Below are 13,232 nucleotides of genomic sequence, written 5' to 3'. Positions count from 1 at the left end.
CTGCACGACACCGACCTGTCCGGCGGCGCGGCCCACGTGCCCCACCGCCACGACCGCGCCGTGCGGATCGGGATCGGCGGCCCGGTCGGCTGCGGCAAGACGGCGCTGACCGCCGCGCTGTGCCGGGTGCTGCGCGACGAGCTCTCGCTCGCCGTCGTCACCAACGACATCTACACGACCGAGGACGCCGACTTCCTGCGCCGCGAGGCCGTCCTCGACCCCGAGCGGATCGTCGCCGTGCGCACCGGCTGCTGCCCGCACACCGCGATCCGCGACGACATCACCGCCAACCTCGACGCCGTCGAGGACCTCACCGCGCGCTTCGACCCCGACCTCGTGCTCGTCGAGTCCGGCGGCGACAACCTCACCGCCACCTTCAGCTACGGCCTGGTCGACCGGCAGATCTTCGTCGTCGACACCGCCGGCGGCGACGACGTCCCCCGCAAGGGCGGCCCGGGCGTCGCCGGGGCCGACCTGCTGGTGATCAACAAGGTCGACCTCGCCCCGCTCGTCGGCGCCGACACCGACCGGATGGCCGCCGACGCCGCCCGCGTCCGGGCGGGCCGCCCGACGGTGCTGACGTCCGTGCGCACCCGCCCCGACGTGGCCGAGATCGCCGCGTGGGTCCGGGCCCGGGTCGCGGCCCGCGCCGCCGCGGCGTGACGCCGGCCCGGCTCGAGGTCCGCGACGGCCGCGTCACGTGGTCCTCGCGGCCGCCGGTCGTGCTGCGCCGCACCGGGGCGTCGCGGGTGCACGTCGTGCAGGTCGGCGGGGGCCCGCTGGGCGGTGACGCGCTGGCTCTCGACGTCGTCGTCGGCGCCGGTCAGCTCCTCGAGCTGTGCAGCGCCGCCGCCACCGTCGTGCAGCCGGGTCGCACGCCCGGCGCCGCGGCCACGTTCGTCGTGACGGCGTCCGTCGAGACACGCGCGACGCTGGTGTGGCGGCCGGAGCCGACGGTGGTCACCGACGGCGCGGTGTGGGCGCCGCGCCTGAGCCTCCGGCTCGCCGAGGGCGCGGCGGCCAGCGTCGTGGAGCAGGTCGTGCTCGGGCGGGCCGGGCAGCGGGGCGGCCGGGTGGCGAGCACGCTCGACGTGCGGGTCGGGGACCGCCCGCTGCTCGTCACCACGACGCACCTCGACGGTGCCGATCCCGCCCTCACCGGGCCCGGCGGCACCGCCGGCGCGCGCTCGGTCGGCACGGTGCTGACGGCGGGCAGCACCGGCGGCCCCGGGACCGACGAGGACGGCGGGGACGACGGGGACGCCGTCTGGGCCCGGACCCCGCTGGCGGGCCCCGGCACGCTGCTCACCGCGCTGGGCACGCCCCGCGCCGTCGCGGGCGTGCTCGCTGATCAGTGTCCCTCGGTCGACCCGGCCCGGGAGACGCCGGCCTCCTGACCCGCGCCCTGGGCGGCCTCGCCGTCAGGGTCGAACCAGGGGTGGCCGCCGGGGGGCGGGGTGGGGCCCGCGCTGGTCGAGGAGGAGGCGGGCGACGACGTCGGCGACGAGGCCGTGGTGGGCGCCGACGGCGTCGTGACCGCGGTCGCCTCGTCGTCCGCTGGGTCGTCCGCCGGGTCGGGATCGGCGGTGGTCTCCGCGGTGGTGTCCCCGGTGGCCTCCGCGGTGGCCTCGGTGCCCGCGTCGGCCTGCTCGCCCGCCGCGGGGACGTCAGCCGGGTCCTCGACCGGGTCCTCGCGGTCCTCGGGGTCCTCGGCCGCGTCCTCGGCCGCGTCGTCGTCGGTCTCGTCGGACGCCGCAGGCTCGGCGTCGGCGGCGGGCTCGCCGGCCTCGTCGGCCGGGGTCTCGCCGTCGTCACCGGCCCCGTCGACGCCCTCCAGGTAGCCCGGGTACTCGGTGCCGTCCTCGGGGTGCTCGGCGTCGTCGCCCGGCGCCGGCGAACCGTCGCCCTGCAGGTAGCCGGGGTACCGGTCGTCCCCGGCGCCGGGCCCCGCGGCGACGGGCTCGGCCTCCGGCTCGGTGCCGTCGTCCGGGACCGCCTCGTCGGGCGCCTCCCCGGCCGGCCCGTCGGCGGACTCGTCGGCGGGCTCGGGCCGGGCCGCGGGGAACGTCTCGGTGGGGGCGTGGTCGTCGCCGGCGGGCTGGTCGGCGGGGGACGGGAACGGCCCCGACACCGATCCCGAGCCGTAGGGCGGGGTGCCGTGCGGCGGGACGGCGAACGACGGCCGCGACCCCGCGGCGGCGAGGCCCGCCCCGGCGCCCACGGCGGCACCGCCCGCGGCGGCGGCGCCGGCGCCCACCGGCAGCAGCACGGTGCCCTCCTCGGCCACGACCTGGTCGCCGCTCTCGTCGAGCAGCGCGTGCCGTCCGGTCGGCGTGCGGTCGTCGCGGCGGGCCGGCAGGCGCCGGAACAGCGCGATGAGGATGAGCGTCCAGGAGAGGATCTGCAGGAAGATCGCCGCGAGGCCCAGCGCGCGCGCCACCGCCTCGAGGGTGGGCGGCGCGAGGCCGAGGACGCCGAGGTTCGCCTCGGCGATGAGGTAGGCCGGGATGAGCAGCGCGACCAGCTGCAGGGCCAGCCCCGCGACGGCCGGGCCCGACACCTCGGGCTGCACGCGGCGGCGCATGACGGCCAGGACGAGGCCCACGATGACCGGCACGCCCGCCGGCAGGAAGGCCGCGGCGAGACGGAAACCGTAGTCGGACATGCCGAGGAACCTAACGGAACGGCGCCGAACGACGGAGGACCGACCTCCCGTCGGGGGGCGGGGGTCGCGCACCGTGATCAGCACCTCAGGGCAGGACCTCGGGGTCGGTCAGGTCGAGATCCGCGAAGCCGAGCTGCCGGGCCACCTCCCGCGCCTGGTCGGCGGTGATCGCGTCGCCCGACCCCGTGCCGGTCCACATCAGTCCCTCGGGCTGGGTGCTGGCGTGCCACCGCCCGTCGACGCCGAGGCGGGCGCCCCGGCGCGGACCCCGCCCGCGCAGGTCGTAGCGCAGCAGCACCGGCCCGAGCGTGCCGGCGCGGTCCACCCAGAACGAGAACCGGCTCGGCCGGCCGCGCCGGCTCGATCCTCCCGGGGTGCTCGCGGCGCTCACCTCCGCCAGCATGGGTCCTCGTGAGCGGGGAGACGACCGGCAGTCGGACCAACGTCGTCACACCGCGTGCTGCTCCCGACGAGCAGGTCCGGGCGGCCCTCGCGGACGCCGACGCCGTCGGCGGCTTCTTCGCGATCTCGACGCGCGCGGCCGAGGGGGCCGACCCGTCGTGGCGCCCGCTGGCGGAGCTGCTGGCCGTGCCCGCCGCCGGGCCGGACCCGGTGGGGGAGCGGCTCGCGCAGGTCGCCGACGGTCTCGGCGCCGACCGGCGGGTCGCGGCGTCGCTGCTCGGGCAGTCGCTGGCGTCACGGTCGGTGTCGGTGCTGCTCGCCGCGGCCGTCGCCGGTGTGCTGCCCGACCTGTCACCGACGAATGTCCTGCACGCGCGCCCGTGGGCCGGCGGCCCGGTCCCGTTGTGGGCCGACCCGGACCGGCTGACCGGCACCGCGCTCGGCCCGCCCGACGACCCGGCGACCGCGGGCGCGCTCGCCCGGGCCCTCGCCGAGGACCACCTCGCCCCGCTCGTGGCGGCGCTGCGGACCCGCGCGTCGGTGTCCGCGCGCGTGCTGTGGGGCAACGCGGCGGGGGCGCTGGGCGGCGCCGTCCGCGTGCTCGGCGAGGCCCGACCCGACCGCCACGCCGCCGCGCTCGCCCTCGCCCGCGGGGTGCTCGCGCAGGAGCCGTTCGCCGGGCTGGGGGAGTTCGTCGACGACCCCGCGCACCCGAGCGGCCTCGGCTTCGCCCGCACCACCTGCTGCCTGTACTACCGCGTCCCGGGCGGCGGGATGTGCGGCGACTGCGTGCTGCGACACCGCCGCTAGACCGGCGGCCACACCACCAGCAGCCGCCCCGCCCCGAGCAGCGAGAACACGCCCACCAGCGCGAACAGCGCCACCCAGAGGCCCCCGGGAACGCCGGTGAGGCGCTCGAGCTGGTCGGCGTCGGAGTCCGGCGCCCGGCGGCGGGCCCGCTTGCGCTGCACCTCGAGCACCGTGCGCAGCCCACCGATGATGAGGAACCACGTCACGAAGCAGGCGAAGCCGTACTGGACGTTTGCCGAGCCGTAGACCGCGACGACGACGAAGACCGCCCCGGTCAGCGCGACGGAGAGCACCCCGTAGGCGTTCCGGATGAGGATCAGCGTCGCCAGCAGCAGCACGACCGCGATGACGAGCATCGCCGAGATCGCGTCGGCGGCGACCAGCGCGGCCGCCCCCACCCCGAGCAGCGGTGGCGTCGCGTAGCCCGCCGCGGCCGTCGCGACCATGCCCGGCCCGTCGCGGCGGCCCTTGGAGACGGTCACCCCGGAGGTGTCGGAGTGCAGCAGGATGCGGGTCAGCGTGCGGCCGGAGCAGACGGCGACCAGGGCGTGCCCGCCCTCGTGGGCGATGGTCACGACGTTGCGGGCCAGCCGCCACGTGCCGTGGACGCCGACCACCACGAGCGCCACGAGACCGCCCAGGATCACCAGCGTCGCCTGCGTCTGGCCGCCGGTGAGCTGGTCGAGGCCGTCGAAGGGCAGCCCGAGGGAGGTGGGGAGGCGGGTCGTCACGATGGGGGCACGGTAACGGGGACGCCGGGCCGGGATGTCGCCGCGCCGGTGCGACGGTCATGCTGGGCGGGTGACCGACACCGCGCCCGCCGAGGCGGTCCGGATGGGGACCGCCCGGGGCCGCTGGATCCTGCTGACGACGGTGCTCGGTTCGGGCCTGGCGATGCTCGACTCGACGGTGGTGAACATCGCCCTCGAGCGCATCGGGTCGGACTTCGACGCGAGCTTCGCCGCCCTGCAGTGGACGATCAACGGCTACACGCTCACGCTCGCCGGGCTGATCCTGCTCGGCGGCTCGCTGGGCGACCGCTTCGGCCGGCGCCGGATCTTCGTCATCGGCGTCGTGTGGTTCGCCGTCGCGTCCGCGCTGTGCGGGCTCGCCCCGTCGATCGAGTTCCTCATCGCCGGGCGGGCGCTGCAGGGCGTGGGCGGCGCGCTGCTGACACCGGGCAGCCTCGCGCTGATCTCCGCGGCGTTCCACGGCGAGGACCGCGCGGCCGCCATCGGGGCGTGGTCGGGCCTCGGCGGTGTCGCCGGCGCGGTCGGGCCGTTCCTCGGCGGCTGGCTGGTCGAGTGGACCTGGCGCGCGGTCTTCCTCATCAACCTGCCGGTGGCCGCGGTCGTCGTGGTCGTCGCGCTGCGCCACGTGCCCGAGTCGCGGGACCCCCAGGCGGTGCAGCACCTCGACGTGCCCGGGACGGTGCTGGCCGTGGCCGGGCTTGGTGCGCTGACGTGGGCCCTGACGGCCGCGGGCGAGGGAGGGTCGGCGACCTCGGCGACCGTCTCGGGCACGGTCGGGGTGCTCGCGCTGCTGGCGTTCGTGCTGGTGGAGCGGCGCTCGCGGGCCCCGCTGGTGCCCGGCGAGCTCTTCGCCAACCCCCGCTTCACGGGCACCAACATCATCACGCTGCTCGTCTACGGCGCGCTGGGCGTGAACTTCCTGCTCGTCGTGCTCCAGCTGCAGGTCGTGGCCGGCTTCAGCCCGCTCGCGGCCGGCACGGCGACGCTGCCGATCACCGTGATCATGCTGCTGCTCTCGGCGCGGTCCGGGCGCCTGGCCCAGCGCATCGGGCCCCGGTGGCCGATGACCATCGGGCTGCTGCTCGCCGCCGCCGCGATGCTGCTGCTGCGCCGGATCGGGCCGGACGCGTCGTACTTCGTCGACGTGCTGCCGCCGGTCGTGCTCTTCGGCCTCGGGCTGGCGGGCACCGTCGCCCCGCTCACCGCGACCGTCCTCGACTCCGCCGACGACCGCCACGTCGGCATCGCCTCCGGGGTCAACAACGCCATCGCGCGCGCCGCGGGCCTGCTCGCCGTCGCGCTCATCCCGGCCGTCGCCGGCATCTCGGGGCAGGACTACACCGACCCGGTGTCGTTCGCCGCGGGCTACGCCAACGCCATGGCCATCGCGGCGGGCCTGCTGGCGGTCGGGGCCGTGCTCTCGGCGGTCCTGCTGCGCCCGCGCCGAACGGCCGAGCCGGCCCCCGCCCGGTTCCGCACCGAGGACTGCCCCCACTGCGGGATCAGCGCGCCCCAGCAGTACCCCCGCGACTGAGGCGGTTACTGGCTGGTATCGCTCGCTCAGCGAGCGATACCAGCCAGTAACCGGCGGTCAAGGTCCGCGCGGGTCAGGCCAGCGCGTCGAGGACGGCGTCGGCGTCGGCCTCGGTGTTGTGCAGGTGGAACCCCACCCGGGCGGCGCCGTGGCGGACCGCGGCCCGCACGCCCGCGGCGGCGAGGCGCTCGGCGGCCCCGTCGCGGCGCACGGCGACGATGGCGGAGTCGCCGCGAGGCAGGTCCAGGCCCGCGCGCAGGCGGTTGGCCAGCCCCACCGCGTGGTCGTGGACGGCGGTGGCGTCGAGCGAGGCGATCCAGGGCAGGGCGACCGCCGCGCCGACGTGGGCGAGCCAGACGGGGGAGAGGTCGAACCGGCGGGCGTCGTCGTGCAGCCGCAGCGGCAGGCCGTAGATCGCGTCCCAGCCCCCGGCGTACCAGCCGGACTGGGCGGGCACGAGCCGCGCCGCGAGTCGCTCCGAGACCGCCATCCACGCCGCCCCGCGTGGGGAGAGCAGCCACTTGTAGCCACCGGCGACGACCGCGTCGGCCCAGGCGAGGTCGGCCGGCAGCCAGCCCAGGGACTGCGTGGCGTCGAGCACGACGAGGGTGTCCGGCCCGACCTCGGCGCGCAGGGCCGCCAGGTCGAGCAGGGCGCCGTCGGCGGAGGCGACGACGCTGACCGCGACGACGTCGGCGCCCGCGGCGCGCTCCGGGAGCTCCTCCAGCGGCACCTCGCCCACGTCGTGGCCCGCGGCCGCGAACGGGAAGGTCACGCTGGTGAACTCCCGCTCGGCCGTGAGCACCCGCGCGCCGGCGGGCAGCGACGCCGCCACCAGGCCCAGCAGCCCGGAGACCGCGCTGCCCAGCACCACCGACGACGCCGGCACCCCGACCAGCGAGGCGAACGCCTCGCGTCCGGTGGCGACGTGGGCGTCGAACTCCGGCGGCTCCGCCGCACCCCGCCCCCAGCCGGTCACGGCGTCCGCCACCGCGTCGACCACCGGCGCCGGCGGCACCCCGATCGACGGGGTGTTCAGGTAGACGCCGTCGACGGCGAAGGTCGTCCCGAAGGCGGAGCGCATGTCCCAGTAGTACGCGTCAGTGGTAGGCGTGCGCGACGGCGTGTCCCTGTCCGCGGCCGATCATCCAGCGGTTGACCGGCGTCGTCACCACGAACGCGATGGCCAGGGAGACCGCCAGCGACGCCCAGAACAGCACGGTGTCCAGGCCGGCGTCCATGGCGCCCGGCACGACGAGGATGACGCCGTTGTCGACGATCTCCATCACCGCGATCGAGACGGTGTCGGCGGCCAGGGCGACCCGCACCGCGGTACGCAGCCCGGCACCGGAGCGCAGCACGCCGCGCATGGTCAGCGCGTAGCCGAAGACGAACGCCAGCACGATCGACAGGACGACGGTGACCAGGTTCGACAGCGACGCCGCCGTGCCGATCACCATCCCCGCGACCTCGCCGATCGCACAGCCGGTCAGGCAGTGCGCCGTGGCCTGCGCGGCCGCGGACCAGGGGACGTCACGCCAGCTCATCGGACCCCTCGAGGGACGCCGGACGGAACCGCCGCAGGCGCAGGCTGTTGGCCACGACGAACACGCTCGAGAACGCCATCGCCGCGCCGGCGATCATCGGGTTGAGCAGGCCGAGCGCGGCCAGCGGCAGCGCGGCGACGTTGTAGGCGAAGGCCCAGAACAGGTTGCCGCGGATGGTGCCCAGCGTCCGGCGGGCCAGGCGCAGGGCGTCGGGGACGACGCGCAGGTCGCCGCGCACGAGGGTCAGGTCTCCGGCCTCGATGGCGGCGTCGGAGCCGGTGCCCATGGCGAGCCCGAGGTCGGCGCGCGCGAGCGCCGCCGCGTCGTTGACCCCGTCGCCCACCATCGCGACCACCGCCCCGGACTCCTGCAGCCGGGCGACCTCGTCGGCCTTCTGCTCGGGCAGCACCCCGGCCACCACGGTGGGGATGCCGACCTCGGCGGCCACCGTGCGCGCGACGGTCTCGTGGTCGCCGGTGAGCAGCACGGTGCGCAGGCCCATCGCGTGGAGGGCCGCGACGGCGTCGGCCGCGCCCTCGCGGACGGTGTCGGCGACGGCCAGCACGCCACGGGGCTGCGGGACCTCGTCCCTCTCGGCCCACGCGACGACGACCGGCGTCGACCCGCCCTGCTCGACCCGGGCGACCGCCGCCGCGAGCTCCTCGCCGACCGGGATCCCGAGCTCGTCGAGCAGGCGGACGCGCCCGACGGCCAGCGCGCGGCCCTCGACGGTGCCGGTGACGCCCAGGCCGTCGCGGGCGGTGACGTCGACGGCGGCGGGCAGGTCCCCGAGCCGCTCGCGGGCGGCGTCGGCCACCGCGCGGGCCACCGGGTGGGCCAGCGCGTCCTCGAGCGCGCCGGCGCGGCGGAGCAGGTCGGCCTCGTCGACCTCGTCCAGCGCCGTCAGGCCGGTGAGCGCCATCGCGCCGGTGGTCACCGTGCCGGTCTTGTCGAGGACGATCGTGTCCACCCGCCGCGTCGACTCCAGCACCTCGGGCCCGCGCAGCAGGATGCCGAGCTGCGCGCCGCGCCCGGTGCCGACCATGAGTGCGGTCGGCGTCGCGAGGCCCAGCGCGCACGGGCAGGCGATGATGAGGACCGCGACGGCGGCGGTGAACGCGGCCGTCGCGCCGGCCCCGGCCAGCAGCCACACCGCGAGCGTGCCGAGCGCGAGCACCACGACGGCCGGGACGAACACCGCGGACACGCGGTCGGCCAGGCGCTGCACCTCGGCCTTGCCGTTCTGGGCCTCGGCCACGCGACGGGCGATCCGGGCCAGGCGGGTGTCGGCGCCCACCGCCGTCGCGCGCACCACGAGCCGGCCACCCACGGCCACCGTCGCGCCGCTGACGGCGTCGCCGGGCCCGACGTCGACCGGGACGGACTCGCCGGTCATCGCGCTGGCGTCGATCGCGGCCCGGCCCTCGACGACGACACCGTCGGTGGCGACCGTCTCGCCGGGGCGCACGACGAACTCGTCGCCGAGCGCCAGCGACTCGACCGGGATCCGCTCCTCGCGCCCGTCGCGGCGCACGGCGACGTCCTTGGCCCCCAGGTCGAGCAGGGACCGCAGGGCGTCGCCGGCCCGGCGGCGGGAGCGGGCCTCGAAGAACCGTCCGGCCAGCACGAACGTCGTGACGGCCGAGGCCGCCTCGAGGTAGATCGCGTCCGGGCCCCCGGCCGCGGTGAGGGACAGCGCGTGGGTCATGCCCGGCATCCCCGCGCCGCCGAGGAACAGCGCGTAGAACGACCAGCCGAGCGCGGCCAGCGTGCCCACCGACACGAGCGTGTCCATGGTCGCGGCGCCGTGGCGCAGGTTGGTCCAGGCGGCGCGGTGGAAGTCCTGCCCGCCCCACACGACCACCGGGGCGGCGAGGATCGCCGAGAGCCACTGCCAGTTGGTGAACTGCCAGGCCGGGACCATGGCGAGCACGACCACGGGGATCGTGAGCGCGAGGCTGACGATCAGCCGGCGGCGCAGGACGTCGGCCGGGTCGTCGGCGGCGGGGGTGCCGTCCCCCGGGCTCGCGGGCGTCGGCACGCGCGCCCCGTACCCGAGCTTCTCGACCGTGGCGACGATCTCGTCGACGTCCGGGGTCGTGCCGTCGCGGTCGACCCAGGCCGTGCTCGTCGCGAGGTTCACCCCGGCGGTGACCCCGTCCAGCTTGTTGAGGCGGCGCTCGATGCGGGCGGCGCACGAGGCGCAGGTCATCCCCGTGATGGCGAGCTCGACGCGCCCGGTGCCGGGCGACACCCCACCGGTGGCGCCGGTCGGCGTGCGCGGGGACGACGCGGGCGGTGCGGTCATCGGGCCTCCCTCTCTCCTCCCCGTTGGTACCCCTGGGGGGTATGACTGTCAAACCGCCGGTGGGCGTGGCCGGTGGGTGGGCGTCGCTCACGGACGGCGAGGTGGTGTGATGCTTTCGTGACCTCCCCCCGGCCGCCGCGGCCGGGGCCGGACGGACCACGGGGACATCCCGGTCCACCCGGCCCTCCGCCACCCCCGCGCCACCGCGCGCCGGGTGCCGGTGGCGCCGGGGGTCCGGCGCCGTCGGGCGGGGGGGTCGGGCTGCTCACGGCGCCTCCGCCGCCCCCGCCGACCGGTGGCTACCCGGGACAACGCCGCGTACCCGTCCCGCCCCTGGTACCCGTCCCGCCGCCGGCCGCCCCACCGGGTCCGGCCCGCCGTGCCGGTGCGCCGCCCGCACCTCCGGCCCCCGCCCGACCGGCGCCCCCGGCCCCCCGGACCGGCACGACCCCCACCGCGGCCGCCCCCGCGCCGTCCCGTCCGGCGCCGACCGGGGCCACCCGGACCAGCACCGTCCGCACCCCTCGCGTCGACGAGCAGGCCCCGGCGCGGCGGTCGGCCCCGGCCGAGCGGACGCGCCGGACCGAGATCGCCCCGGCACCCCGCACCGAGACCCGCCGCGCGACCCCGAGCCGCGCCGCCGCCCGGCAGGCGCCCGGGAAGCCGCGGCGTCGCGGGCTGCCGCTGGGCCTCGGCGCCGCCGCCGTCGGCGCGGTGATGGCCGGGACGCTGGCGACCGTCGAGACGCTGACCGGCGCGAGCGCCGGACCCCTGGCCGAGTCGGCCCGGGCGCTGAACCTGCCCAGCACCACCACCGAGGCGATCGCCCCGCCCGTCGCGCCTGCCGCCCCGCGCGTCGACCTCGCCGCCGCCGTCTCGGCCGCCGAGGACACCGGCAACCGCGGCGACATCAACATGGGTGTCGCCGTCGGGGACGTCGCGACCGGCGAGGTCGCGCCCGGCTCCGACCCGGACGGGACCTTCTACACCGCCTCGCTGGCCAAGCTCTTCGTCGCCGTCGACCTGGTCCAGCGCCAGCGCGCCGGCGAGCTGCGCCTCGGCGACCGCGACCTGCGCCTCCTGCGCGCCGCGCTCACGGTCTCGAGCGACGAGGCCATGAACGCCCTGTGGACCCAGTACGACGGCCCCGGCGCGATCACCCGCGTCACGCGGGCGCTCGACATGGACGACACGTCGCCGCCGGAGGACACGTCGCAGTGGGGCGAGGTGCTGACCACCCCGCGCGACATGGTCAAGCTCCTGCGCCACATCCAGGTCGACCTGCCCGCCCCCGACCGCGACCTCATCCTCGGGAACATGTCCCAGGCCCAGCGGACCGCCGGCGACGGCTTCGACCAGGGCTTCGGCTTCCTCGACGGCTCGCGGGTGCCGGTCAAGCAGGGCTGGCTGTGCTGCCTGGGCTCGCGGGCCAACCTGCACTCGGTCGCGGTGCTCGACGGCCGGTTCCTCGTCGCGGTGATGACCGACGAGCCGCCCGGCTACGGGCCCGCGCGGCAGGCCGTCGACGCGGCGGCGCAGACCGTGCGCCGGGACCTCGGGCCCGCGCGCGCCGGGTAGCCTGGCGGGGCACCTCGGGCGCGGGGAGGGTCACGGTGACGGAGCAGGCCGGCGAGCACGTGCACGGGTACGCCGACAACAAGGACGACCACCTGCGGCGGCTGCGCCGCATCGAGGGCCAGGTCCGCGGCATCGCGCGGATGATCGAGGACGACAAGTACTGCATCGACGTCCTCACCCAGGTGTCCGCGGCGACGCGGGCGCTGCAGAACGTCGCGCTCGGCCTGCTCGAGGAGCACATGAGCGGCTGCGTCGTCGACGCCGCGAAGGCGGGCGACGCCGAGGCCGCCGAGAAGGTCCAGGAGGCCTCGGCGGCCATCGCCCGCCTCGTGCGGTCGTAGCGACTAGGCCGGCGCCGTCCGGGTGCCCTCGACCCGGGCGCGGAGCTCGGCGGCCAGCGACTCGACCCCGCCGAACCGCCGGTCGACCACCAGCTGGCCCAGCATCGCCAGCAGCACCGAGGGCCACTCGACGAGCCCGAGGATGCCCGCGCCCACGTAGAGGCCGTAGAGCAGCAGGCTCGACGCCTCGGGGGTGTGCGCCCGCACCCACATCCTGACGGCCTCCTCGTCGCCGCGGTCCAGCGCGGCGAGGAGGTCCGGCGCCTGCTCGGGCTCGGGCGCGACCTCGGGGGGCAGCGGTGCCGTGTGCGTCACCGACCCGGCGGGCACGGCCGCGAGGTGCGCGCGGGTGGCGGGCTGGGTGGTGCCGTCGGCCATGGGGTGTCCTCCGAGGGGCGGCGTGGTGGACGCGGGCTGTCGTCCCGGGCGTACCCACCCTAGGCGGCCGACCCGTCGGTGGCGGGTGATCTCGTGCCTCTCCGCCTCGACGCAGGGGGCTCACGCGAGGGCCGGCAGGTTCTCCACCAGCGCCTCCGGCGCGGCCGGGTCGACCCGTCACCGAGCGGAGGCCCGGCGAGCCGCGCGTGCAGGTCGAAGGCCTGGCAAGGACGACCGTTCCGTCGTGCCCCCGGCACCGGGGGCCGTCGAGGCCGGTGGAGATTCGTACCGCCAGGTCTTCCCGATCGGCCCGTCGTTGTCGGGGGTCCCATCTACATTCGAACACATGAGCGAACGCGGGGTCGGGGTGGTGGAGCGGGAGCTGCTCGACCGGGCCCGCGACGCCGAGATCGCCCGGCGGCGGGACCACTACCGGCGCCTGGAGCTGGTGGCCGAGCTGGACCGGCAGGGCGTGGCGGCCTGCACAGGGGATCGCGGGGTCGACCGGTTGTTGCAGGTGCAGTGGAACCTGGACAAGGCGCAGGTCCAGCGGCTGGTGGACGAGGCCGCGGACCTGATCGCGCGCCGCTCGCTGCAGGGGGAGCCGTTGCCGCCACGGTTGCCCTGCGCAGCGGCGGTGGCCGCGGAGGGGGCGATCGGTCCGGAGCACATCGTGGTGATCCGCCGGACGATGGCGCGGCTGGACCGGGTCGACGGGCTCGACCCCGAGGACTGGGTCGAGGCGGAGCGGTCGCTGGCCGAGCAGGCCGTGCTGCTGCCGCCGGCCGCGCTGACGAAGTACGCCGCGGCGGTGCTGGCCCGGCTGGATCCGGATGGTGTGGCGCCGCCGGAGGGAGAGGACCGCTGCGACGAGCTGCACGTGGTGCGCCGCCGCGACGGGCGGCTGGACTTCAAGG

Annotated in this window: 14 protein-coding genes; 7 read left to right on the top strand and 7 right to left on the bottom strand. The window is 77.0% G+C overall.

Annotated elements, in window-relative coordinates; translation table 11 throughout:
* On the top strand, positions 1 to 663 hold the full coding sequence (gene ureG / locus ABD994_RS04245; RefSeq protein ID WP_345411350.1) for an urease accessory protein UreG: 663 nt from the start codon (positions 1 to 3) through the stop codon (positions 661 to 663).
* A complete protein-coding gene (locus ABD994_RS04240; RefSeq protein WP_345411174.1) occupies positions 621 to 1,397 on the top strand; it encodes an urease accessory protein UreD in 777 nt (258 codons plus the stop codon). The genes ureG and ABD994_RS04240 overlap by 43 nt, the downstream gene beginning before the upstream one ends.
* Here the strand turns inward: ABD994_RS04240 and ABD994_RS04235 are convergent.
* Positions 1,352 to 2,665, bottom strand: a complete 1,314-nt coding sequence (locus ABD994_RS04235; protein WP_345411173.1) for an ICP22 family protein — start codon at positions 2,663 to 2,665, stop codon at positions 1,352 to 1,354. The two genes, ABD994_RS04240 and ABD994_RS04235, sit on opposite strands and share 46 nt — an antisense overlap.
* A gap of 85 nt (positions 2,666 to 2,750) precedes the next feature.
* A complete protein-coding gene (locus tag ABD994_RS04230) occupies positions 2,751 to 3,068 on the bottom strand; it encodes a hypothetical protein (RefSeq protein ID WP_345411171.1) in 318 nt (105 codons plus the stop codon).
* A gap of 8 nt (positions 3,069 to 3,076) precedes the next feature.
* Here ABD994_RS04230 and ABD994_RS04225 point away from each other — a divergent pair, with 8 nt between their 5' ends.
* Entirely contained in the window at positions 3,077 to 3,877 is an 801-nt protein-coding gene (locus ABD994_RS04225; protein WP_345411170.1) for a (2Fe-2S)-binding protein, read from the top strand.
* On the opposite strand, the gene ABD994_RS04220 is transcribed toward ABD994_RS04225, so the two are convergent.
* Complete coding sequence (locus ABD994_RS04220) at positions 3,874 to 4,608, bottom strand: M50 family metallopeptidase (protein WP_345411169.1); 735 nt, start codon at positions 4,606 to 4,608, stop codon at positions 3,874 to 3,876. The two genes, ABD994_RS04225 and ABD994_RS04220, sit on opposite strands and share 4 nt — an antisense overlap.
* A 103-nt stretch (positions 4,609 to 4,711) precedes the next feature.
* Here ABD994_RS04220 and ABD994_RS04215 point away from each other — a divergent pair, with 103 nt between their 5' ends.
* On the top strand, positions 4,712 to 6,163 hold the full coding sequence (locus tag ABD994_RS04215) for an MFS transporter (RefSeq protein ID WP_425550017.1): 1,452 nt from the start codon (positions 4,712 to 4,714) through the stop codon (positions 6,161 to 6,163).
* A gap of 73 nt (positions 6,164 to 6,236) precedes the next feature.
* On the opposite strand, the gene ABD994_RS04210 is transcribed toward ABD994_RS04215, so the two are convergent.
* From ABD994_RS04210 to ABD994_RS04200, 3 genes are read right to left on the bottom strand one after another with little or no spacing between them, the layout of a single operon-like run.
* Positions 6,237 to 7,247, bottom strand: a complete 1,011-nt coding sequence (locus ABD994_RS04210) for an aminotransferase class V-fold PLP-dependent enzyme (protein ID WP_345411167.1) — start codon at positions 7,245 to 7,247, stop codon at positions 6,237 to 6,239.
* 16 nt (positions 7,248 to 7,263) lie between these two features.
* Positions 7,264 to 7,710 carry a DUF4396 domain-containing protein gene (locus tag ABD994_RS04205; protein WP_345411166.1) on the bottom strand — a complete coding sequence of 149 codons (447 nt, stop codon included), beginning with the start codon at positions 7,708 to 7,710 and terminating at the stop codon, positions 7,264 to 7,266.
* A complete protein-coding gene (locus ABD994_RS04200; RefSeq protein ID WP_345411165.1) occupies positions 7,697 to 10,018 on the bottom strand; it encodes a heavy metal translocating P-type ATPase in 2,322 nt (773 codons plus the stop codon). The genes ABD994_RS04205 and ABD994_RS04200 overlap by 14 nt, the downstream gene beginning before the upstream one ends.
* Positions 10,019 to 10,735: 717 nt before the next feature.
* Between ABD994_RS04200 and ABD994_RS04195 the strand changes: the two genes are divergently transcribed.
* A complete protein-coding gene (locus tag ABD994_RS04195; protein ID WP_345411164.1) occupies positions 10,736 to 11,596 on the top strand; it encodes a serine hydrolase in 861 nt (286 codons plus the stop codon).
* Positions 11,597 to 11,655: 59 nt separating this feature from the next.
* Positions 11,656 to 11,937: a metal-sensitive transcriptional regulator gene (locus ABD994_RS04190; protein ID WP_345411346.1), complete on the top strand. Its 282-nt coding sequence runs from the start codon at positions 11,656 to 11,658 to the stop codon at positions 11,935 to 11,937.
* A gap of 3 nt (positions 11,938 to 11,940) precedes the next feature.
* On the opposite strand, the gene ABD994_RS04185 is transcribed toward ABD994_RS04190, so the two are convergent.
* Entirely contained in the window at positions 11,941 to 12,315 is a 375-nt protein-coding gene (locus tag ABD994_RS04185) for a hypothetical protein (protein WP_345411163.1), read from the bottom strand.
* A gap of 346 nt (positions 12,316 to 12,661) precedes the next feature.
* On the opposite strand from ABD994_RS04185, the gene ABD994_RS04180 reads away from it, so the two are divergent.
* Positions 12,662 to 13,232, top strand: a 571-nt coding sequence (locus ABD994_RS04180; protein WP_345411162.1) for a DUF222 domain-containing protein, incomplete at its 3' end; no start/stop codon positions are given.

Source organism: Actinomycetospora chlora, assembly GCF_039542135.1.
Classification (GTDB): Bacteria; Actinomycetota; Actinomycetes; order Mycobacteriales; family Pseudonocardiaceae; genus Actinomycetospora; species Actinomycetospora chlora.
This window is presented reverse-complemented; position numbering and strand designations above follow the sequence as displayed.

What these genes read in the sequence shown, in the direction of transcription:
- ABD994_RS04205 (WP_345411166.1), bottom strand. Translation starts at nt 7,710, where the DNA reads ATGAGCTGGCGTGACGTCCCCTGGTCCGCGGCCGCGCAGGCCACGGCG.
- ABD994_RS04185 (WP_345411163.1), bottom strand. Translation starts at nt 12,315, where the DNA reads ATGGCCGACGGCACCACCCAGCCCGCCACCCGCGCGCACCTCGCGGCC.
- ABD994_RS04210 (WP_345411167.1), bottom strand. Translation starts at nt 7,247, where the DNA reads ATGCGCTCCGCCTTCGGGACGACCTTCGCCGTCGACGGCGTCTACCTG.
- ABD994_RS04235 (WP_345411173.1), bottom strand. Translation starts at nt 2,665, where the DNA reads ATGTCCGACTACGGTTTCCGTCTCGCCGCGGCCTTCCTGCCGGCGGGC.
- ABD994_RS04195 (WP_345411164.1), top strand. Translation starts at nt 10,736, where the DNA reads ATGGCCGGGACGCTGGCGACCGTCGAGACGCTGACCGGCGCGAGCGCC.
- ABD994_RS04215 (WP_425550017.1), top strand. Translation starts at nt 4,712, where the DNA reads ATGGGGACCGCCCGGGGCCGCTGGATCCTGCTGACGACGGTGCTCGGT.
- ABD994_RS04200 (WP_345411165.1), bottom strand. Translation starts at nt 10,018, where the DNA reads ATGACCGCACCGCCCGCGTCGTCCCCGCGCACGCCGACCGGCGCCACC.
- ABD994_RS04230 (WP_345411171.1), bottom strand. Translation starts at nt 3,068, where the DNA reads ATGCTGGCGGAGGTGAGCGCCGCGAGCACCCCGGGAGGATCGAGCCGG.